Below are 18,297 nucleotides of genomic sequence, written 5' to 3'. Positions count from 1 at the left end.
CGATGAGACCTCTCGACGGCAATGCCATGGCGGGAGTCATGCATGATCTCTTTGGGCGCGACATGACGACCATGGGCTACAAGTGCACGAGTTGTGGCCGTACCGGGGTCGTAGCGGAAATGGTGGTGTACATGTCAGGACCCGGCACGGTGGCGCGTTGCAGGGACTGCGACGCGGTCCTCCTGATGCACGCGGAACGCCACGGGATGTACTGCATCGACGCGCCTGGAATGCCCCAGACAGTTCTTCCTCCGGCCTAACCCGGCTTTGCGGTACCGCATTACCTTCACCCTCACCTCGAAAGGCAACTGATGACGATCCAGACCCCGCCCGACCCGACCGCCGCCGAGACGGCGAAGCACTTGCCGGCCTCGATCACGAGGTACCTGCGCGAGGCTGATCCCCAGCACAAGGCGAATGCTCACGACTTGCTGTCGGCGTTCGCGACCGACGCCACCGTCATCGACGACGGCAACACCTACACCGGTCACGACGAGATCCACCGGTGGCGGGAGACCGAGGCCAGCGAGTACATCTACACGGTCGAGGTCAGCCACGTCGAGAAGTTCGACGACACCCAATATGTCGTCACCACCCACCTGGAGGGCAACTTCCCCGGCGGCGTCGTCGACATCATCTACCGTTTCACGCTCGCCAACGACCTCATCACCAAGCTCGAGATCGCGCCGTGACTCCTTAACTTCGTCGTGAGGCACCGACATCGTTCCTGGGTGCTGAAGAACGGCCTTCGCCGGGCCGTTCTTCAGCATCGTTGCCTCACGTCATAGCGGTACTGAGAGGAGACGGGACAGCTTGCCTGTCCGTGCGCTACGGACGAACGCGGATGATCGTCTTTCCCCTGAGCCGCTCAGTGGGATTGAAAGCGGCGACAGCATCGTCGAGGGTCGCGATGGTGCCGATGTTCGTCTGCAGCCGCCCGTCTCGCACCCGCTGGACGATCTCACTCAGTTGCGCGCGATCGGCCTCGACGACGAAGTCGATCGCCAGGCCGTCCGCGGGCCGCGCCTCGGGTGGGCCCACGATGGTCACCAGGGTCCCTCCGGTCTTGATCAGCGCCGCGGAGCTCTTCTGGACGTCGCCGCCGATGACGTCGAACACTAGGTCGACTCGGCCGATGTCTTCCAGCGAGTCGTTGGCGAGGTCGACGAACTCCTGTGCGCCGTAGTCGAGCGCCTTCTCACGGTCGGCGGCACGTCCGGTGCCGATGACGTAGGCGCCGGCCTCGCGTGCGAGCTGGGTCACCATCGTGCCGACTGCGCCGGCCGCGCCGTGGGCGAGGACGCTCTGGCCTGCCTGAAGGCGGCCGTGCTGGAACAGTCCTTGCCACGCGGTCAGCCCTGAAATCGGCAGGCTCGCGCCCACAGTGAAGTCGACGTCGCCGGGGAGCGGGGCGAGGTTGCGTGCCTCGATCGCCACATACTCCGCCAGGGTGCCGTCGCGATGCCAGTCGGTGAGGCCGAACACACGCTGTCCCACCGACAGCCCCGTCGTGCCATAGCCGAGGGCGGTGACCACCCCGGCCAACTCGTGCCCCGGGATCGACGGCGACCGGTCGCGGTCGGCGCGATCGGTCCAGGTCGAGGGCCACTCCAGCTCGGTCGGGACATAGCCCGACGCATGAACCTCGACGACGACGTCGTTGATCGCCGCCGGTGGCTCGGGTCGCTCCGCCAGCGTCATTCCGGACGTTCCTGCTGCCTGGTCCGTCACCACAATCGCCCTCATCAGGCACCTCCCAATATCCAGCATCCGCCTTCAAGGCATTCTCGGTTCACAAGCATTGGCGGCACGACACCTTCGACGTCTTACCGCAGGCCGAGAGGAATGTCGGCGCGAGGTCGTCACCGTGGGAACGGCCCGTTGAAGAAGGGCGCGATCAACAGGCAGCCGTCGATCCGTGGCGTAAGATCCGCGCCCATCCGACAACTAACGGATGTCCGGAGGGGAGCCGACGGCTGCCAAAGCCACTGATCACGGGTAGGGGTGAAAGGTCATGACCGGGTGGCGGGAGGGGCTGGAGCGGTTTCTGGCCACCGACCCGCGTGACGTCGGGTGTGATGAGGCGATGGCTGTTCTGCACATCTATGCCGAGCTACTCGCGGCCGGAGTCGACGCTGCCGGGCACTATCCCGGATTGGCGTCGCACCTTGCTGCCTGCGGAGCATGCGCAGAAGATGCCGACGGACTGTTGGCCGCTGTGCAGGACGATGATCTGCACCGTCATCTGCACAGTGACGGCCGGGATGACATCTGAGCTACTGCTCGATCGCGCATTTTCCGGATGGCCCCAGTCGAGCTGAGATCGCGGTCACAGCGAGTTCTCCGGGATCCGGGACCAAAACGATTCGCTGGAGTGTTGTTGCCAGTGACGGCGCAGCCAGCGGCGTCAGAGGAGGAGAAACCGTGTCGCACGACTACAGGAAGACTTCGGAGGCGCTCAGCCGCCTCACCGACAGCCAGTTCCGCGTCACTCAGAGAGACGGGACCGAGCCCGCATTCCACAACGAGTACTGGAACAACCACGAGCCTGGGATCTACGTGGATGTGGTTTCCGGTCAGCCGCTGTTCTCGTCGACCGACAAGTACGACAGCGGCACCGGATGGCCGAGCTTCACCAGACCGATCGCGGCGGACGCTGTTCGCACGGAGACGGACAGGTCGCTCTGGATGACCCGCACAGAGGCGCGGTCCACCGGGGCCGACAGCCACCTCGGCCACATTTTCGATGACGGGCCCGCCGACGCCGGGGGCCGGCGGTACTGCATGAACTCCGCCGCACTCCGCTTCATCCCGGTCTCCGAGCTGGAGACGCAGGGCTACGGCGAGTACCGGTCGCTGTTCGAGACAGCCGACACCACCAGCACAGAGGAGCATGCATCGTGACCAGCGGAATTCACGACACCGGGCAGGTCACCCGCAAGCCGGGGACTGAGACAGCCGTCCTCGCCGGCGGGTGTTTCTGGGGTATGGAGGACCTCATTCGCCGGCAGCCCGGTGTGCTCGACACGCGCGTTGGATACACCGGCGGGCAAAACGACCACGCGACGTACCGCAATCATCCCGGGCACGCAGAGGCGGTCGAGATCGTCTTCGACCCGGCGCAGACGACCTACCGTGACATCCTGGCGTTCTTCTTCCAGATCCACGACCCGTCGACCGTGAACCGTCAGGGCAACGACGTCGGCACGAGCTACCGCTCGGCGATCTTTCCGCTCACCCCCGAACAGGACAAGGTCGCTCGCGACACGATCGCCGACGTCGACGCGTCAGGTCTTTGGCCTGACAAGGCCGTGACGACGATCGAGCCCGCTGGTCCGTTCTGGGAGGCTGAGCCCGAGCACCAGGACTACCTGGTCAGGTACCCGGCCGGTTACACCTGCCACTTTGTACGTCCGGACTGGGTGCTCCCTCGGCGCCGCACCACCACCGCCTGACTTGTCGACTCCGAGCGTGTGCCCATCACCGAGGTGGTGGGGGCCGGTCGCTGGCGCGACCGGGATGCGGGCTTCTCACGATCAGACCGATGGCGACGATCTGCTGGCACTCTGCGAGCAGATTGTCGCCATAAGCCGTAAGCCACGGTGGCTCGGAGGCCACCAACGAGTCGGAGACGAGTCGAGGATGAGAGGTCGTGGACGCGATGAGTGATCTGCTGCGGGGATTCCGAGCTGAGGACGGCGCGGCGGTTGCTGCTGCCGACATCCCGAAGGCGGTGACTGCCGGCCGGCTGGTGTACGCCGACGGCGCGACTCAGGTCTTCGCGACTGACGGGCGGACCACCTACTCCGAGCGAGGCAGCGACAGCGTGGGTGAGTGGTACATCGATGACAGCGGGCGGTTCTGTTCGTTCTGGCCGCCGTCGTATCGAGCCTGCTACGCGCTTCGCTGGATGGTCGAGGACGAGCGGATCGTCGGGCTGAGGTTCACCGGCGTTCGTGATGGCGTGACATTCGACGGCCGCTACGAGTAGCTCCTGGGCGGCCGGTCGTCGGCAGTGTTCTGGGGAGCGTTGGAGACAGCATCCACGACGAGCGTCTGCAGAGTGGGAATCACCTCTGTCTCGAACCACGGGTTCTTTGCTTGCCACCTGAAGTTCAAGGGTGAGGGGTGGACGAGTGGGATCCGGTCTGGAAGGTAGTCCCGATAGGCGCGGACGGTTTCGGTCAGGTTCCTCTTGGCGCTGGTTCCCAGATAGTGCTTCTGGGCGTAGCGGCCGATGAGAACTGTGAGGCGAAGTCCAGGCATCGTCTCGAGGATTCGTTGGTGCCACCGTGACGCGAAGGCCGGGCGTGGAGGGAGGTCGCCGTGGGCGTCCTTACCCGGGTAGTAGAAATCCATCGGTAGCAGGGCGATCGTGTCCGGGTCATAGAACTGTGCGTCGGTGACGCCCAGCCACTGCCGCAGTTTGATGCCGCTGGCGTCGTTCCACGGGATCTGGCTGTCCTGAGCCTGCCGGCCGGGGGCCTGGCCAATGACGACGATCTTCGAACGCGATGATGCCGAGTAGATCGGTTCGTACCCACGCTCTGTGGCCCACGCGTTCGAGGCGTCGTTCCTGATCTCGTCACGTAATGCTGTGAGTTCGTCCATGCGTCTCTCAATCCGTCCCTGAAATCTGATGGCTCTGCACCGACCGACCCTGCTGTTCGCTCTCCGGCATGGAGTTTCCGTTCTCGCGATCGAGGTCTCACCCTGCGATGCATATTCGTGTCAGATGACCTGGTCGACCTTCCGAGGTACTCGAGGTTGGGCGGGCCAGGGCCTTCGGTGCCTTGCCTGCAGCTGTTGTCGCGACAAACAGGACGAGACCGACCAGTTAGTCACATGGTCATGCGACTCTGAGCGCGAATCGTGCCTTGCTTGCGGTCAAGTCGTGCTTGGTGTGATGTGTTCATGATCACCCTATATTTTGGTGATCGAGTCGCATCTCATCGTGAAAGGGCTGGTGGACTCGCACTGTGCGTAGGGTCGTGGACGCCGAGTGGACGGAATCTTGAATGGACGGTATCGTCCATGTTGCTATTTCACCGGTCGACACCGAGGTGCCGGACCTGTGACCACTACGTTCCGTTGATCGTCGGAGATCCATGAAGAGCGAATGTTCCGAGTCGTTGTCGCAGGTGCGGGTCGTCTCTCCAGAGGTGGCCCGGGAGAACCGTGCCTGGGTTCGCGACTTGAGCAGCGGTGGGGATCGGCGTGAGCTTGCGAGCCGACGCTTGTACGAGTTTCTCCAGCGAGCCGCGAGGGCGGAGGTCGGGCGGCGGGCGGCGAGGCTGCGACTCGTCGGGCCGGAGCTGGACGACATCGCGCACCAGGCCGCCGCGGACGCCCTGCTGGCGATCTGCGGCAAGGTCGAGACGTTCCGCGGTGATTGCAAGTTCACCACCTGGGCGTACAAGTTCGTGATCTTCGACGTGGCCGCCAAGGTCAACCGGCACTTCTGGCAGCGGGCTGATGTTGCGTTCGACGACGAGGACTGGGAGCGCCTTCCCGCACGAGTGGGGATCGAGCCGGAGTCGCATGCCGAAAGCCGGGATCTGATGGATGCCGTGCATCGCGCCGTCGACGAGAAGCTGACGGCAAAGCAACGGATGGTCTTTGTCGCGATGGTGCTGAAGGGGATGCCCACCGATGTCCTCGCTGATCAGCTCGGCGCGACACACAACGCGATCTACAAGATGATGTTCGACGCCCGCCGTAAGCTGCGGACCGCGTTGGTCGACGCCGGCTACTTGCCGGAGCAGCAGATCGCATGAGCAACGTCGGCCGACGGGCAGGATGAGAGATCTGCCGGCAAGGAGGGCCAGATGGCAGTCGTCAACCAGGGATTCCAAGGCAGAGGGGGAGCCGATCAGCGCAGACTTCCACCTGGCCAGCACCTCACCGACGACTTCCCGGTGCTGTCAGCGAGCGTGACTCCGCTGATCCCCAAGGACAAATGGGAGTTCACGGTCACCTCCGAGACCGGCGTGCAGCGAAGCTGGCGATGGCACGACCTGCTCGCCCTGCCATCCGAATCGGTGGTCGCCGACATCCACTGCGTCACAAGGTGGTCCAAATTCGGCACACGTTGGGAAGGGGTCTCCGTCGATGCCGTCCTCGCCGACGTGACCACTGAGGCGACCCATGCCACGGCAACCTCGTACGGCGGTTACACGACCAACCTGCCGTTGACCGAGCTCCGCGGTGGGAAGGCTTGGATCGCCTATCGTTACGATGGAGAGGAGCTCGGGGCGCTGCACGGCGGTCCTGCCCGGCTCCTCGTCCCGCACCTGTACTTCTGGAAGTCAGCCAAGTGGCTGAACGGACTGCAACTGCTGTTGCAGGACGAGCCAGGCTTCTGGGAGCGAGCTGGATACCACAATCACGGCGATCCCTGGCGCGAGCAACGCTACGAGTTCGACTGACTGGTACAGGCGCGCCGGGGCCGCGCGCCCGTCTACTCGATGACTACTCGCGTGGTGTCGAACGCAACATATCCGGTGAAGTTGTGTCCGACGGTTTCGATCGCCGACCGCTTGGGATGCGGGTAACACCACGCAGCGTCGATGTACTCCTGGTGCGGAGTTTCCACACTGTAGTAGAGGGCTTGGCCCTTCCAGGGGCAGACATACGGCGTCGGGCTCACCTTCAAGGTGCCGATTGTCAGCGAGTCCGCAGGAAAGTAGCGACTCCCCTCGATCAAGATGATGTGTTCCCGGTCTGTGTCGGCGAGTAGAACGCCGTCGATCGTCGCTCGCACTGTCGTCCTTTCGGTAGAGGTCCTCGCAGACTCTGTGTCCTGTCCGAGCACTGGGCTTACAGACTGCGGCACCCGCAGCGGACGGATGCTCGGGGGAGGTCGGAGAGTCCGGGCTATCCGACGGCGTCGTCGTAGAAACTGTTGATCCCGTCCACGATCTCTTGCAGGCAGTCCTCTGCTGCAAAGTGTCCGGAATTCAGGCGAACCAGCTTCGCGTCGGGGAGATCACGCAGGTACGCCTCTCCACCGGCCGGGGTGAAGAAGATGTCTCCCTGGCCCCAGAAGATCAGCGTTCTCGGCTGGTCGCGACGCAGTCGTCGCTGCCAGGTGGCGTACTGGGCGGCGTTCGTCCGGTAGTCGTAGAGGAGATCCAATTGCACTCTGCGCGCGTTCGGCCGGGCCAGGAAGTGCAGATCCAGGTTCCAGTTGTCCGGGCTGATCGTCGTCGGATCGGGGTGGCCGGTCAGGTAGATCGCTTTCACTGCTTCCGGTTCGAGCAATGCCTCGAGTGGCGCCTCGGTCTCGGCATTGCGGTTGGCCCAGAGGCCGTGACGCATCCCGTCCCAGATCTCGGTGAACCCCTCCTCGTAAACGTTGGCATTCTGGATGACCTGCCACTGGAGCCAGTCCGGATGAAGCGAGATCAGCCGGTTCCCGATCGGGCCACCGTAGTCCTGCATGTACAGCCCCATCGGGCCGGTGAAGTCGATGGCGAGCAATGCCTCGTCGACGATCTCTGCGAGGTGGTCGAAGGTGTAGTCCCAGTCGGCCGGATCCGGCATTTCGGTGTTCCCGAACCCGGGGTAGTCGATCGAGACCAGGTGGAACCTGTCGGCGAGTGCCGGCATTAGGTTCCGGAACTGGTGAGACGAGGAGGGGAATCCGGCCAGCAGCAGGAGTTTCGGTGCTCCCGGCTTACCCGCTTCGCGGTAGAAGACCTCCAACCCGCAGGCAGATACGGTCTGAAAACTCGTCATGCGCACTCCACACTCATTCCACAGGGACGTGATCGAGCGCTCGCTCGTCAGCGGCATCGTTCGGGATCACCTGATCGGTGCGGCCATCCGCGCTCGTACGAATTGGCCGCGGCGACAGATGGGCTTCTTACCTGAGATTTCGGCGAGGAGCCCTGCTCGGTGGGCAAGCCGTTGGCCGTCGATCGTTCCTGGCCGGCCCCGCGGGTGCTCCTGCATACCTCAGTAGCACCACCGGCCAGGTTCGCGTACTCGGCCGTCAGTTGCGCCCGGCCATCACGCCGCCGTCGACGTTCAGAATCGCCCCGGTGATCCAGCTGGCCTCCGGCGAGAGGAGGAAGACGATCGACGAGGCGATGTCCTGGGCTGTTCCGACCCGCCCCAAGGGGTGGAAGCCGTCGAATCCCTTCACGGCCTCCTCGAGCTGGTCGGCGGGGATGAAGCCCTCGTACAACGGCGTGGCCACCACTGCGGGCGCCACCGCGTTGACGCGAATGCCGTCGGCCGCCAGTTCCATGGCCAGGTTGTGGGTCAGGGCGTGGAGGCCGGCTTTCGCCATGGAGTACCCGGTCGCCGGCGTCGCCGCCACCGCCTGATGGGCCCACATGCTGCCGATGTTGACGATCGCACCACCGGAGCCTGCAGCCTTCATACCTCGCACCACCGTCTGGGTCAGGAAGAACGTAGCCCGACTCAGCTCCAGATACGCGTCGTAGTTCTCCTGGCTGTAGTCGAGGAATTCCCTGGGGATGAAGAATCCGGCCGCGTTGACCAGCAGTGTCGCATCGGCATGCTCAGCGGCGAGTTGCTCCTGGACGTCTTCTACCTGCTTGCGATCCGCGAGGTCGGCAGTGATCCCCCAGGCCTCGCCCTTCTCACCGAGCTCGGCGACCGTCTGGTCGACCTTGGCCTGCTGCCGCCCGACGAGGACGGCCTTGCCCCCTTGCCCGACAATATCCGCCGCGGTCTGTCGCCCCATGCCGCTGCTCCCACCGACCACGATGAGTTTGCGGCCTTCGAAGTATCCACTCATGAGCTTCCCCTCGATCCGTGCCGGGTCGGAGTGACCCGGATTTCCCTATCTGTGTGCCGATCGGGGGTGCGGCCTTACCGGTTCCCGGGATCTTGATGAGTGTGAGGTGTATCGGGCCCGGCCGCGGGGGTCGGCGTCGCCGGCGGTTCCGAACAGGTAATGAGAGAAGGCCGAATGCTGATTCGGGTGCTCCATCGGCTCGGTCGGAAGCCCGCGTCACTCCAGCTCGTCCCAGGTCGAGTCGGCGATGCGCCACCGCTAACGTGCTATTCGTCCGGAGACTCCGATATGCGGCGAGTTGGGGTGCGGTCGCGTCGGCGAACTCCGTTGCCGTTTCGCCAAGGCCCGGGCCAGCTCTGTGGTGCCCGGCACCATGAACCCGCTCCAGGCCGGACACGACCCTCGTCTCCCATGATTCGTGCTCGGCCAGTAGGCGTTCGGCCTCTCGCCAGGTCTCGGTTGCGCTGAGGTCCAGGAAGCGCGCGTCGCCGTACGCCCTACCTTTGAGTACCCGCAGCGCCTGCTCGAACTGTCTGAGATTCTCGAGCAGGACCGCGGCGTCCTCACCGGACGACGTCCTGGCCGCGGTCAGCAAGACGTCAGCGACGGCCGCGGCATGCTGTGCGGCAACGGCCGCGAACTGGTCCGTGATGCGACGCCTCTCGAATCCGCCGATGCTCGGATCCTGAGAACGTGCGGCCAGCTCTCTGAGCCTGGAGTACTGGGCATGCACGACCTGCTGCAGTGGGGCGGAGCGATCCACCTGCTGTCTCCCGCCTGCCCGAGGGCCGGGAGCGGGGCTGGATCGGCGGGTGCAACGGATCGAGTACCACGACGTACTCGGGATGGCGCTGAAGGAATCGCTCGACAGCAGGGCAGTAGTTCGTAATCCGGACTCCCTCGGCGATGAGGTCGTCGAGAACTGCCTTGATCAGGGCTGTGGCGAGTCCACGGCCCCGCTGATCCTCAGTGATCTCGGTATGACCGAGGACACGCCGTGGCCCGAGGACACGCCGTGGCCCGAGGACACGGAAGTCGAGGGTCCCCACCGTCGTTCCTGCGACGAGTAGTTCGTACCTTCGCAACTCGTCGTTCTCGACCACGATCAGGTTGCGCTCGGAGTCGTTCACCAGGGTTCTATCGCTCTGCGGTCCTTTCCCGAAGCAGGCACTGCACGCGCCGGTGACAGGTCAGCGCCATCGTGTCGGTGCTGCGTCGATCAGTTGACCTCATCAAGCTCCAGCGGCTCGTCGTCCACAACGTGGATCGCAGCTTCTTCGGCGCTCGCCGCGCCTCCGTCGATACCGACGTCGGCCGCGACGAGCTCCTCCTCGAGATCGAAGTGCGATCCCTCGTCAGGAGCCACGAGACGACCGGCGCGGTCCCGGCCGACTTCCGGGCCGTCGACATACTCCGACTTCGCGGCATACGGGTCGATCTCCGGTTCCTCTTGAGCAAGCCGTTGCTCGAAGGTCTCACCCCGCAATGCCTCCGCCGCGGTCGTACCGAAGCCCTCACCGGCCGACCACTTCTCCGGGGCTGAGTAGCCTTCGTCAAGAAGGTCGGAGACCCCGCGCCCTTCGAGCGTGTCGGAGAACTGGAGCTGGTCCTCGTCGTCCACGCTGTAACTGCCGTAATACTCCCGACTGACCTCGCTCATACGTCCTCCTGCCGACCGGCCGGCGGCGTGCCGGCTCCTCACGAAGGTTGGTGTCGGGCCCAGCAGGGGTACTTACCCGTCGATCGAGATCACGCCAAGCCTGCCCACCCGCGGCTGAAACCTGGTTCCACCGAGCTTGGGACTCATCGGTCGGACAGCGTCGACCACCGTCGCGACCGCTGGCCATCCTGCCCTGATGGCGGTGGCCGGCACGCCGTCCTACATCGGGCATCTCCACAAGCGGCAGCAATCGTTGCTCGGCCCCGATAAGTTCTTTTCGTGCCCGAGACAGTGAATGAGCTCGATCGCCGCCTGACCGCCGCGGCGCGGCTACGAGAGCCCGGATCGTTGCCGCTGCCGACGAGCTGATGTCTCTGAAGGGTGCCGCAGCGACCACGCTCGACGAGGTGACGGCTGCGAGTGGGACGAGCAAGTCACAGATCTACCGGCATTTCAGCGACAAGAGCGCCTTAGTCCCAGGCGGTCATCGCACTGCGGGGCGGGCGCGTGCTCGAACGTGAGGAGCGGTATCTCCGCAGGGTTGACTCGTTGAGTGGCCAGGATCGGTGGTGCAGAGCCATACTCCAGCGAGTCACAGCACGCCGTGGAGCGCTGGGCTGCGAACTGGGGTCACTGTCGACCGAGCTCTCCGATCAGGACGAGACAACGCGCGTCGATCTCGACGCGCACCTGACATCCTGGATCTCGCTGCTGACCGCGGCGCTCGAGCGGATGAAGTTCAACGGCACACTGTCCGGGGACGCTGATCCACAGACGCTGGCGACGGGCATCATGGCCGCACTCCAGGGTGGGTATGTTCTCGCCCAAGCGACCCGCGATCCCGGACCGATGCACATCGCACCCGACCTGGCGATGGACTCGGTCCGAGCGCACGCAAAGTCGGCCAACGACAAGTAGAACAGCGGCGGAACCGCGGCTCGGAAGTGGTGAGTCGCCGAGGGGCCAGGTCATTGTCCAGGGAGGATCAGGCCGGCCGCGGCATGCTGAGGAGATCGCGGTAGTCAGGGTTCTTCTCGACGAATCGGCTGACGACCGGGCAGTAGTTCGACACCGTGACAGACCTTGTGCGGATGTCGTCGAGAGCGCGGCCGACCAGCGCCCACGACAGTCCTCGCCCGCGGTAGGTCTGTTCGATGACGGTGTGCGTGATCGACAGGTGCGAGCCGACCACGTGGTAGACGAGGAGTCCGGCCTGTTGGCCGTCGACGAGGAGTTCGTAGTACCCGTCGTCTGCGTGGTGGACCACGGTAACCGCCGGGGATGCCGGCGTGCTGGTGGCGGCATCCCCGGCCGCTGCGCTGTCCGCGCCGTCGATGGTCAGCAGGTCGGCCAAAGGAGCCAGCCAGCCTGTACCGAACGCTTCTGCGGGAAGACTGGCGTGCCAGGTCAGGCTCGATCCGGCGTGATTGCGGAACTGAAGGACGAGCTGCCAGTCGCCTTCTATGTTGTGGAGTCCTCCGGCTGTACGCAGTTGCACGCGACCCTCGCTCGGAAGCGAGTTGAGCATCACCGGCTGTGTCCGCAACGGCAGGACCAAGCGCCCGTCTTCCGAGCGCACGCTACCCAGATTGTCCGTCTGCGCATTGCTCCAGCTGGCTAGCATCAAATCCATATGGGCATTGCCGAACAGACCTGCGGTGACGCTGAAGTCGACCTGCCGACCGCCGGTGACGGTCTGCTCGGCCGCGCTGGCGACCAGCAGCTCGCCGCCGGCGAGGTAGAAGCCCGTTCCATCGGGCCGAAGAACCTGATCAGTCATCTCTACTTCCTTTGTGTTGCCCTCTGACCTGACCGCGACGCCCGATAGCCGTAGGACTGGCTCGGGTCTGTCAGTGGACTATATCGTCCTCCGAAGACTCCTCGCAGCGCGGTCACCCATTCCAGGCTGTCGATGCGTCGCGATGCGGTGACATGATCTAAAATTGTATGATTCAGGGCGATCTTGGCACGTAGCTGCAGCCTGCAAGTTGTCGGGTCGCCGGGCGGTCATGGGTGACCTGTGGCCATAAAGTGGACTGACAAGGCCTCTTTGCTTTGCCGGACGGGCACCTGACACGAATAGCGAGTGGAATCTCTCGATCGGCAGGATGGCGAAATGGCACGCTGGCTGTCGCCCGCGATGGACCTGGTGCCGAACAAGGCGACCATGCGCCTGCTGCTGCGCCATGGATCGAGGCCGGTAAGACTTCCGTACGCCCTGCCGGGAGGTGGGCGATTGTCAGCATGCGACGCTGAGGTCGTCGGTGGCCTGATGCTCCGCTTGTTACCGTTGTGCGAGGAAGGCTTCGAGATCGGCTGGCGACTCCTGCCAGCGGCGTGGGGCCGGGGTTCGCGACCGAGGCGAGTCGCGCCATGATGCGATGGGCATTCGCAACCGGCACGATCGACGAGCTGTCTGCGGTCGCCCGGCCGCAGAACCTTCGCGCGTGCGCGCCCCGCCCCGGCGCCACTGACCAGACGCTGCAGAGTTCGGTCCCTCGCGGGTGCGGATCTCGACGAGTATTCGCCGCACCGTCGCGCTCGCCGCTCCGCGGTGCTGATGACTCGGCTCGACTTCGAGTGCCGGACGGCGTACCGCTCGGGCCTCAGGTTCGTCGCCATCGAGCAGGTTGCTCACAATTCTGGCTGTTCTTGGTCGTGCCGGTGTGCGGGTTGCGTGCAGCGAAGGCAGTGACCAGCGTGGCGACCATCGCAAGCCCGGCGTATCCGCGGGCAATCTCCGGGACGGCGAAGATGTTGGAGAGCCGGGCGGAGATGAGGCTGGGAATGGTCGCGCCGCTGTAGCTGAGGAGATAGACCACGGCGAAGGTCGGCGCCCTTTCGGGCAGCGTACTGCCGAACAGCAGGCCACGGGTAGCGGCGCTGATGGCGATGCCCTGAGCGGCTCCCGCAATGATGGTTGCCGCGATGAACAACGGCAATGCGCCGGTGGCGATCGCTGTGATCAGGCCGATCCACCCGGCCAAGAAGGCGATCATCCCGATGCGCTGAGCTGTCGCCGGTGAGAACCGGCCGCCAAGGGGAGCACCCAGAGCGCTGGGGCCCATGTAAGCGGCGAACACCAGTCCGAGGACGAGTGAACTGTTGGTGTGCAGTTGATCCTCGACCAGTGCGGGCACGAAGGCCTGGTAGAACGCCCCGGTCGCCCAAGTGGCCAGGAGCACCGCGGCCGCAACGGGGAGCAGATGTCTGACACGGACCGGTACGCGGACGCCAGGGTGCAGTGACCGCCAGCCGCCCGGCGTCGGCGTCACGGTTTCCGGGCTGATGGCGACGAGTGCGGCAGACAGCAGGAGCAGGCCGATGACAACCAGGTAGATCAGGCCGCGCGGCCATGGGCCGAACTGGACCAAGGCACCGGATGCGATGGCACCCACGGCGAGACCGAGCATGACCGTCTGGCTCGAAGCAACGGAGGCCAGCCAGGTCGGCCTCGCCGGCGCGGCGTCAACGATGTAGGCGGTGAGGGTGCTACTGGCCAGCCCGGCACCGAGGCCCATCAGGAGCCGACCCGCGATCAGGATGCCGATGTCGTGCACGTTCAAGAGCAGCAGACAAGCCAGTACAAACAGTCCGAGGCTGGCGATCGCGATGGGCCGTCGGCCCACATGATTGGACACTCGGCCAAGCACCAACAGCGTGCTGAGAGTAGCGGCGGAGTAGGCGACGACCGTCAGCGAGACGTCGGCAGTGGTGAACCCGTCCTCGGCCCGGTAGATGTTGAAAAGCGGGATCGTCGATCCCACTGCGGCAAACGTGGCCATCAGGGAGACCACTGCGGAGACGAACGCCAGTGGAAGCATTCTGTCCCGCGGGCGCAGATTGATCACCGGTGCCACATTCTGCATCGAGCCGTACCTCTCTCCAGTCCGTGCCAAAGGGCGCATCCCGCCGTACCGGTGAGCAAGGGACGAACGAACGGCGTCCTCGTACATGTGATGTGCGTCGATCCGTCACGCCGTCTTACCAGCAACGCGCAAATCCGCTCCTCGACGTCGCTCCGGCCGCGACCCGCGCCGGTCAGCGTGGTGAGACACGAACGAGATCGCGATTCTCGGTAAGACGCCCCGACGGGCCGACACTGATCAGTTGCCACGACGAGACTGATCGCTGTGCACACCTATAACGACCGATCGCGGTCAGAAGAAGCCGTCGCGCGGTACGGATCGGGTGCCCGCAACACGATGCTCGGCCAGGTCCGCCGAGATCCCGTCGGCTGCTTCGAGCATGAGCGGGACGACTTCGCCGGTCACCTGGGCCAGCGTGCGCCGGCCGACCGAGGTCGAGTAGGCGAGGGCGGCGACGACAGTTCCGTCGGGATCCCGCACCGGCACTGCCGCGGAGAGCAATCCTTCTTCGAGCTCTGACTCGACCACGGCGTACCCGCGTTGCCGCACCTCGTGCAGCGAATCGCGAAGCCGCACGGGGTAGTCCGACCAGGCAAGCGGACAACCCGATCGCGGCGGCGTAGCTGAACTGCGAGACCTGGAGGCAAGCCGAGATTGTCGACGTAGGTGTCGATCACCTCCGACGTCGCGCGCAACTCCAGACCCTGTGCTGCTGTGGCGCGGCTCGTCGGCGATCGCCCACAGCCCGTCGTACGAGGGTGTTCCCAGCCATGAGGGTCAGCCCTTCGGGGAACCGGCCATGGCCCTCTCTGCGAGGTGTTTTTGCACGAACGGGTAGATCAACGGATAGAGCGCGGCCAGTGCGAGCACGGTGTAGTTGCAGATCCTCACGATCCGGTCGCGCCGGGTCTCCTGGACCGGCGCAGTTGCTGTGGTCATCGGGTCACCCCCTTGGGTCTCGTCGGCGGCCTGCTTGGATTCGGCCCCGGTACCCGTTGTCGTGCGGACCTCGGAGCAGATCTTGGACATCGCGATTCAATATCCGATAGGAGCTACGGCATACCGGCATGACTTCATAGGAACGGAAACGGAAGAGTCGCAAAATAGGGACGAGATCGTCCATTCTATCCAAGTTGCGTATCGAGCCTGTAGAAGCCAGCCACACCACCTAGGCACGTTGGACCTCTCAACTGGACTTTATCGTCCAGGGTGGTTCTGATAGATACTGTACCCAGGCGATACGCTCTTCTCATGTCAGAAGAGCCCGTCGACCAGTCCGTGCATCGACTGACCGCTCGTGGTGCGGCGACGCGTGCTCGGATCGTGGCGGCGGCGGATGAACTCATGCGAATCCAGGGCGTCAACGGGACCACTCTGGACGAGGTCACCGCAGCCAGCGGTAGCAGTAAGTCTCAGCTCTATCGGCACTTCAGCGACAAGGAAGCATTGGTGCGAGAGGTCATCGCTCTACGAGCCGTTCAGGTCCTCGACCGCGAAGAGCAGCACCTCCGCAGAGCTGACTCGTTCCGTGGACTCGAGCGTTGGCGCCGCGCTGTCCTGCAGCGCGTGTCCCTACGCAACGGGGCCCTCGGTTGTGAGCTCGGCTCGCTGTCTGGCGAGTTGGCCGATCAGGACGAGCAGGCGCGGGCAGATCTGGATTGGCACTTCGGGACCTGGGAGTCCCTGCTGGCCGGTACCTTTCTCCGCATGCGGGAGAGCGGGGCACTCGCAGCAGACGCGGAACCCGACGAGCTTGCGACCGGGCTGATGGCCGCGCTGCAGGGCGGTTACCTCCTCGCGCAGACAAGTCACAGCCCGGAGCCGATGCGCATCGCTCTGGATATGGCCTTCGCCCATCTCCGAACCTTCGCCACCTCGACGAGTTGACGATCGGCAGCCGGATCTAGTCCCGGCGTGAACGCACTGGATCCAGGTAAGACTTCCGCTCCGCGGTGACACAGTTGGATTGATCTGCCGAAATCGCAAACCCACGAAGGGGCTCTGCGCAGTGAAGATTCTCCTGGACGACCCAGCGGAGTCCGATCCGGACGCCGTCGCCGTCCTCGCCGAGGATCTGCTGATCACACAAGACAGCTCGCCGACGCGTGCACACCCGAACTCACCACACACCAGCGTCGCGGGTCGCCTCACGCGGCGACTGGGGCGGGTCGCGGACAGTACCGCGGACGACCTCGAAGGCCGTGTGGTTCCGGCGCAGTACCGCCGGCATCCGAAGCACGACTCCGCCCTTTCTCACTATCTGCTCGGAACCCCGATCGACGACGCCCAGACGGATGAGCACTCATAGGATGCCGAGGCCGGTGATGACTCTGAAGGCACGGGCGTCAGAGGCGAGCGGTCCGCCGACACGGACGTAGTGTCGGCACCAGACGTACCCCCTCAGCCTGTCGAGAGGCTGAGCCGCACCCGACCGGCCCATACGCCTATACGGCGCGGAGGTCGGACGAGTACGCTCCGGTCGACTCGTAGCGCCGGACGAGGGCTCCCACTTCGATCGTGAGGAGGAGATGATAGCTACTGACTTCGGAATCGATGGCGGCTCCGCGAGCGCCGGGGAAGCCGCAGTGCACATCGTCGACGACGAGCCGCTCGATCTCGACGACATCTACTGATCACATCTGCTGGCGCTGTGCCGGATCCCCGGATCCTATCGCCGCGGCGACTGCCTCCTGGAGTTCGGTCCAGGAGGCGTCGAACTTGCTGACGCCCGCGTCCTCGAGCACCTGGACGACCTCGTCGTAGGAGATGCCCAGTTTCTCCAGGTCGGCGATCACCTTGCGGTCGGCGTCGTAGTCGGCGCGGACGGTGTCACCGCGCACCTCGCCGTCCTCGGCGAACGCGTTCATCGTTGCCTCCGGCATCGTGTTGACGACGCCGGCGGTGATCAGCTCCTCGACGTACATGGTGCTCTTGTATGCCGGGTCCTTCACCCCCGTGGAGGCCCACAGCGGGCGCTGCGGCTTGGCGCCTGCGGTCTCGATCTCGTGCCAGCGGTCGGAGCCGAAGATCTCCTCGTACGCCTCGAAGGCGAGCCGCGCGTTGGCGATCCCGGCCTTGCCCTTCAGTGCCTTCGCCTCATCGGTGCCGATGGCATCGAGTCGCTTGTCGACCTCGGTGTCGACCCGGCTGACGAAGAATGACGCCACGCTGGCCAGCTTGGTCACGTCGTGACCGTTGTCCAGGGCCTTCTCCAGACCGGTCAGGAACGCGTCCGCGACGGCCTTGTAGCGGACCAGCGAGAAGATCAGCGTCACGTTCACACTGATGCCCGCGGCCAGCGTCTCGGCGATCGCCGGGATGCCTTCCTCGGTGGCCGGGATCTTGACGAACACGTTCTCCCGGCCGACGGTCTCCCACAGCTCCTTGGCTTGGGCGATCGTCTTGTCGGTGTCCCGGGCCAGGCCGGGCTCGACCTCGATCGAGACCCGGCCGTCGACACCGTCGGTATCGTCGTACACGGGCTTGAACAGGTCCGCGGCGGACCGGACGTCGTCGGTGGTGATCACCCGGATCGCCTGGTCGGTCGATACGCCCTCGGTGGCGAGGCGGTTCACCTGGTCGGCGTACGCGTCGGCATCGGAGATCGCCTTCGCGAAGATCGTCGGGTTGGTGGTCACCCCGCTCACGTACTGGTCGTGGATCAGGCTCTCCAGGCTGCCGCTGGTCAGCCGCTGCCGGGACAGGTCGTCGAGCCAGATGGAAACGCCGGCGTCGGCGAGGTCTTTCAAACGATCGGTCATGTCCGAAGCCTCCTTAAGCCGCGCCCAAGACTGGACGCGATACTCAACCTGGTGCCGATCCGGTCTGGTCTCCTTACCCGGCCATGAGAGTGAGTCCGGCTATAAGACGGAGCCGTTCGAGGGCCAAGAGCAGATGAGTCGTTTGGAGATCAGATCCCCGATGGGAGAATTGCAAGTCATCACTCATGCACGCCCCGAGGGCGTGGGCTTGCCCCGTTGCCTGCGCAGGCATGGCGC

25 protein-coding genes are annotated in these 18,297 nt (G+C 64.7%); 13 read left to right on the top strand and 12 right to left on the bottom strand.

What is annotated here, in order from left to right; genetic code table 11:
- Positions 1-2: 2 nt before the first annotated feature.
- Both EV648_RS45445 and EV648_RS39935 read left to right on the top strand, forming a co-directional pair.
- A complete protein-coding gene (locus EV648_RS45445; protein ID WP_370452768.1) occupies positions 3-260 on the top strand; it encodes a DUF6510 family protein in 258 nt (85 codons plus the stop codon).
- A 51-nt stretch (positions 261-311) separates the two neighbouring features.
- Positions 312-692, top strand: a complete 381-nt coding sequence (locus EV648_RS39935) for a nuclear transport factor 2 family protein (RefSeq protein ID WP_132301273.1) — start codon at positions 312-314, stop codon at positions 690-692.
- 136 nt (positions 693-828) lie between these two features.
- On the opposite strand, the gene EV648_RS39930 is transcribed toward EV648_RS39935, so the two are convergent.
- Entirely contained in the window at positions 829-1,746 is a 918-nt protein-coding gene (locus EV648_RS39930) for an NADP-dependent oxidoreductase (RefSeq protein ID WP_132301271.1), read from the bottom strand.
- A gap of 268 nt (positions 1,747-2,014) precedes the next feature.
- Here EV648_RS39930 and EV648_RS39925 point away from each other — a divergent pair, with 268 nt between their 5' ends.
- From EV648_RS39925 to EV648_RS39910, 4 genes are all read left to right on the top strand, one after another.
- Positions 2,015-2,275, top strand: coding sequence for a hypothetical protein (locus EV648_RS39925; protein ID WP_132301269.1), 261 nt, complete (start codon positions 2,015-2,017; stop codon positions 2,273-2,275).
- A gap of 149 nt (positions 2,276-2,424) precedes the next feature.
- Complete coding sequence (msrB, locus tag EV648_RS39920) at positions 2,425-2,904, top strand: peptide-methionine (R)-S-oxide reductase MsrB (RefSeq protein ID WP_132301267.1); 480 nt, start codon at positions 2,425-2,427, stop codon at positions 2,902-2,904.
- Positions 2,905-2,987: 83 nt separating this feature from the next.
- Positions 2,988-3,455 (top strand): peptide-methionine (S)-S-oxide reductase MsrA, encoded by a 468-nt coding sequence (msrA, locus tag EV648_RS39915; RefSeq protein ID WP_199235113.1) that lies wholly within the window; start codon positions 2,988-2,990, stop codon positions 3,453-3,455.
- A 197-nt stretch (positions 3,456-3,652) separates the two neighbouring features.
- Positions 3,653-3,991 carry a hypothetical protein gene (locus EV648_RS39910; RefSeq protein WP_206751962.1) on the top strand — a complete coding sequence of 113 codons (339 nt, stop codon included), beginning with the start codon at positions 3,653-3,655 and terminating at the stop codon, positions 3,989-3,991.
- On the opposite strand, the gene EV648_RS39905 is transcribed toward EV648_RS39910, so the two are convergent.
- Entirely contained in the window at positions 3,982-4,611 is a 630-nt protein-coding gene (locus EV648_RS39905) for a uracil-DNA glycosylase family protein (RefSeq protein ID WP_132301263.1), read from the bottom strand. The two genes, EV648_RS39910 and EV648_RS39905, sit on opposite strands and share 10 nt — an antisense overlap.
- 626 nt (positions 4,612-5,237) lie before the next feature.
- On the opposite strand from EV648_RS39905, the gene EV648_RS39900 reads away from it, so the two are divergent.
- Entirely contained in the window at positions 5,238-5,777 is a 540-nt protein-coding gene (locus EV648_RS39900; RefSeq protein WP_199235098.1) for a sigma-70 family RNA polymerase sigma factor, read from the top strand.
- Positions 5,778-5,828: 51 nt separating this feature from the next.
- Positions 5,829-6,428 carry a molybdopterin-dependent oxidoreductase gene (locus EV648_RS39895; RefSeq protein ID WP_132301259.1) on the top strand — a complete coding sequence of 200 codons (600 nt, stop codon included), beginning with the start codon at positions 5,829-5,831 and terminating at the stop codon, positions 6,426-6,428.
- Between the two features lie 32 nt (positions 6,429-6,460).
- Here EV648_RS39895 and EV648_RS39890 read toward each other — a convergent pair whose 3' ends face one another.
- The 5 genes from EV648_RS39890 to EV648_RS39870 all read right to left on the bottom strand — a co-directional run bounded on the left by EV648_RS39890 (position 6,461) and on the right by EV648_RS39870 (position 10,430).
- The gene (locus EV648_RS39890; protein ID WP_132301257.1) at positions 6,461-6,763 is read right to left on the bottom strand and encodes a DUF427 domain-containing protein; all 303 of its coding nucleotides are present in this window, start codon (positions 6,761-6,763) and stop codon (positions 6,461-6,463) included.
- Positions 6,764-6,876: 113 nt separating this feature from the next.
- Positions 6,877-7,740, bottom strand: coding sequence for an alpha/beta fold hydrolase (locus EV648_RS39885; RefSeq protein WP_132301255.1), 864 nt, complete (start codon positions 7,738-7,740; stop codon positions 6,877-6,879).
- Between the two features lie 256 nt (positions 7,741-7,996).
- Entirely contained in the window at positions 7,997-8,770 is a 774-nt protein-coding gene (locus EV648_RS39880; RefSeq protein WP_132301253.1) for an SDR family NAD(P)-dependent oxidoreductase, read from the bottom strand.
- 599 nt (positions 8,771-9,369) lie between these two features.
- The gene (locus EV648_RS45440; protein WP_370452778.1) at positions 9,370-9,819 is read right to left on the bottom strand and encodes a GNAT family N-acetyltransferase; all 450 of its coding nucleotides are present in this window, start codon (positions 9,817-9,819) and stop codon (positions 9,370-9,372) included.
- 170 nt (positions 9,820-9,989) lie between these two features.
- Complete coding sequence (locus tag EV648_RS39870; RefSeq protein WP_132301251.1) at positions 9,990-10,430, bottom strand: DUF5709 domain-containing protein; 441 nt, start codon at positions 10,428-10,430, stop codon at positions 9,990-9,992.
- 344 nt (positions 10,431-10,774) lie between these two features.
- On the opposite strand from EV648_RS39870, the gene EV648_RS45435 reads away from it, so the two are divergent.
- Entirely contained in the window at positions 10,775-10,951 is a 177-nt protein-coding gene (locus tag EV648_RS45435) for a helix-turn-helix domain-containing protein (RefSeq protein WP_370452777.1), read from the top strand.
- A 28-nt stretch (positions 10,952-10,979) separates the two neighbouring features.
- Positions 10,980-11,348 carry a TetR family transcriptional regulator C-terminal domain-containing protein gene (locus EV648_RS39865; RefSeq protein WP_199235096.1) on the top strand — a complete coding sequence of 123 codons (369 nt, stop codon included), beginning with the start codon at positions 10,980-10,982 and terminating at the stop codon, positions 11,346-11,348.
- A 67-nt stretch (positions 11,349-11,415) separates the two neighbouring features.
- Here the strand turns inward: EV648_RS39865 and EV648_RS39860 are convergent, their stop codons facing one another.
- The 4 genes from EV648_RS39860 to EV648_RS43560 all read right to left on the bottom strand — a co-directional run bounded on the left by EV648_RS39860 (position 11,416) and on the right by EV648_RS43560 (position 15,328).
- Positions 11,416-12,210 carry a GNAT family N-acetyltransferase gene (locus EV648_RS39860; protein WP_132301249.1) on the bottom strand — a complete coding sequence of 265 codons (795 nt, stop codon included), beginning with the start codon at positions 12,208-12,210 and terminating at the stop codon, positions 11,416-11,418.
- 826 nt (positions 12,211-13,036) lie between these two features.
- Complete coding sequence (locus EV648_RS39855; RefSeq protein WP_132301247.1) at positions 13,037-14,299, bottom strand: MFS transporter; 1,263 nt, start codon at positions 14,297-14,299, stop codon at positions 13,037-13,039.
- Positions 14,300-14,590: 291 nt separating this feature from the next.
- Entirely contained in the window at positions 14,591-14,875 is a 285-nt protein-coding gene (locus EV648_RS43565) for an IclR family transcriptional regulator C-terminal domain-containing protein (RefSeq protein WP_199235095.1), read from the bottom strand.
- Positions 14,876-15,076: 201 nt separating this feature from the next.
- The gene (locus EV648_RS43560) at positions 15,077-15,328 is read right to left on the bottom strand and encodes a hypothetical protein (RefSeq protein ID WP_199235094.1); all 252 of its coding nucleotides are present in this window, start codon (positions 15,326-15,328) and stop codon (positions 15,077-15,079) included.
- A 222-nt stretch (positions 15,329-15,550) separates the two neighbouring features.
- On the opposite strand from EV648_RS43560, the gene EV648_RS39840 reads away from it, so the two are divergent.
- The 3 genes from EV648_RS39840 (at position 15,551) to EV648_RS44560 (ending at position 16,932) form a co-directional block, all read left to right on the top strand.
- Complete coding sequence (locus tag EV648_RS39840) at positions 15,551-16,186, top strand: TetR/AcrR family transcriptional regulator (protein WP_132301243.1); 636 nt, start codon at positions 15,551-15,553, stop codon at positions 16,184-16,186.
- Between the two features lie 121 nt (positions 16,187-16,307).
- Complete coding sequence (locus EV648_RS39835) at positions 16,308-16,607, top strand: hypothetical protein (RefSeq protein ID WP_132301241.1); 300 nt, start codon at positions 16,308-16,310, stop codon at positions 16,605-16,607.
- Positions 16,608-16,737: 130 nt separating this feature from the next.
- Positions 16,738-16,932, top strand: a complete 195-nt coding sequence (locus tag EV648_RS44560; protein ID WP_241996087.1) for a DUF5709 domain-containing protein — start codon at positions 16,738-16,740, stop codon at positions 16,930-16,932.
- On the opposite strand, the gene tal is transcribed toward EV648_RS44560, so the two are convergent.
- Positions 16,933-18,060 (bottom strand): transaldolase, encoded by a 1,128-nt coding sequence (gene tal / locus EV648_RS39830; RefSeq protein WP_132301239.1) that lies wholly within the window; start codon positions 18,058-18,060, stop codon positions 16,933-16,935.
- Positions 18,061-18,297: the final 237 nt, after the last annotated feature.

Source organism: Kribbella sp. VKM Ac-2568, assembly GCF_004345365.1.
Lineage (GTDB): Bacteria > Actinomycetota > Actinomycetes > Propionibacteriales > Kribbellaceae > Kribbella > Kribbella orskensis.
This window is presented reverse-complemented; position numbering and strand designations above follow the sequence as displayed.

Excerpts from the sequence above, each read along its gene's own strand:
- EV648_RS39870 (WP_132301251.1), bottom strand. The coding sequence starts at position 10,430 with ATGAGCGAGGTCAGTCGGGAGTATTACGGCAGTTACAGCGTGGACGAC.
- EV648_RS39855 (WP_132301247.1), bottom strand. The coding sequence starts at position 14,299 with ATGCAGAATGTGGCACCGGTGATCAATCTGCGCCCGCGGGACAGAATG.
- EV648_RS39905 (WP_132301263.1), bottom strand. The coding sequence starts at position 4,611 with ATGGACGAACTCACAGCATTACGTGACGAGATCAGGAACGACGCCTCG.
- EV648_RS39895 (WP_132301259.1), top strand. The coding sequence starts at position 5,829 with ATGGCAGTCGTCAACCAGGGATTCCAAGGCAGAGGGGGAGCCGATCAG.
- EV648_RS39925 (WP_132301269.1), top strand. The coding sequence starts at position 2,015 with ATGACCGGGTGGCGGGAGGGGCTGGAGCGGTTTCTGGCCACCGACCCG.
- tal (WP_132301239.1), bottom strand. The coding sequence starts at position 18,060 with ATGACCGATCGTTTGAAAGACCTCGCCGACGCCGGCGTTTCCATCTGG.
- EV648_RS39880 (WP_132301253.1), bottom strand. The coding sequence starts at position 8,770 with ATGAGTGGATACTTCGAAGGCCGCAAACTCATCGTGGTCGGTGGGAGC.
- EV648_RS39935 (WP_132301273.1), top strand. The coding sequence starts at position 312 with ATGACGATCCAGACCCCGCCCGACCCGACCGCCGCCGAGACGGCGAAG.
- EV648_RS45445 (WP_370452768.1), top strand. The coding sequence starts at position 3 with ATGAGACCTCTCGACGGCAATGCCATGGCGGGAGTCATGCATGATCTC.
- msrA (WP_199235113.1), top strand. The coding sequence starts at position 2,988 with ATGGAGGACCTCATTCGCCGGCAGCCCGGTGTGCTCGACACGCGCGTT.
- EV648_RS43560 (WP_199235094.1), bottom strand. The coding sequence starts at position 15,328 with ATGTCCAAGATCTGCTCCGAGGTCCGCACGACAACGGGTACCGGGGCC.
- EV648_RS39930 (WP_132301271.1), bottom strand. The coding sequence starts at position 1,746 with ATGAGGGCGATTGTGGTGACGGACCAGGCAGCAGGAACGTCCGGAATG.
- EV648_RS39840 (WP_132301243.1), top strand. The coding sequence starts at position 15,551 with ATGTCAGAAGAGCCCGTCGACCAGTCCGTGCATCGACTGACCGCTCGT.
- EV648_RS39885 (WP_132301255.1), bottom strand. The coding sequence starts at position 7,740 with ATGACGAGTTTTCAGACCGTATCTGCCTGCGGGTTGGAGGTCTTCTAC.
- EV648_RS39860 (WP_132301249.1), bottom strand. The coding sequence starts at position 12,210 with ATGACTGATCAGGTTCTTCGGCCCGATGGAACGGGCTTCTACCTCGCC.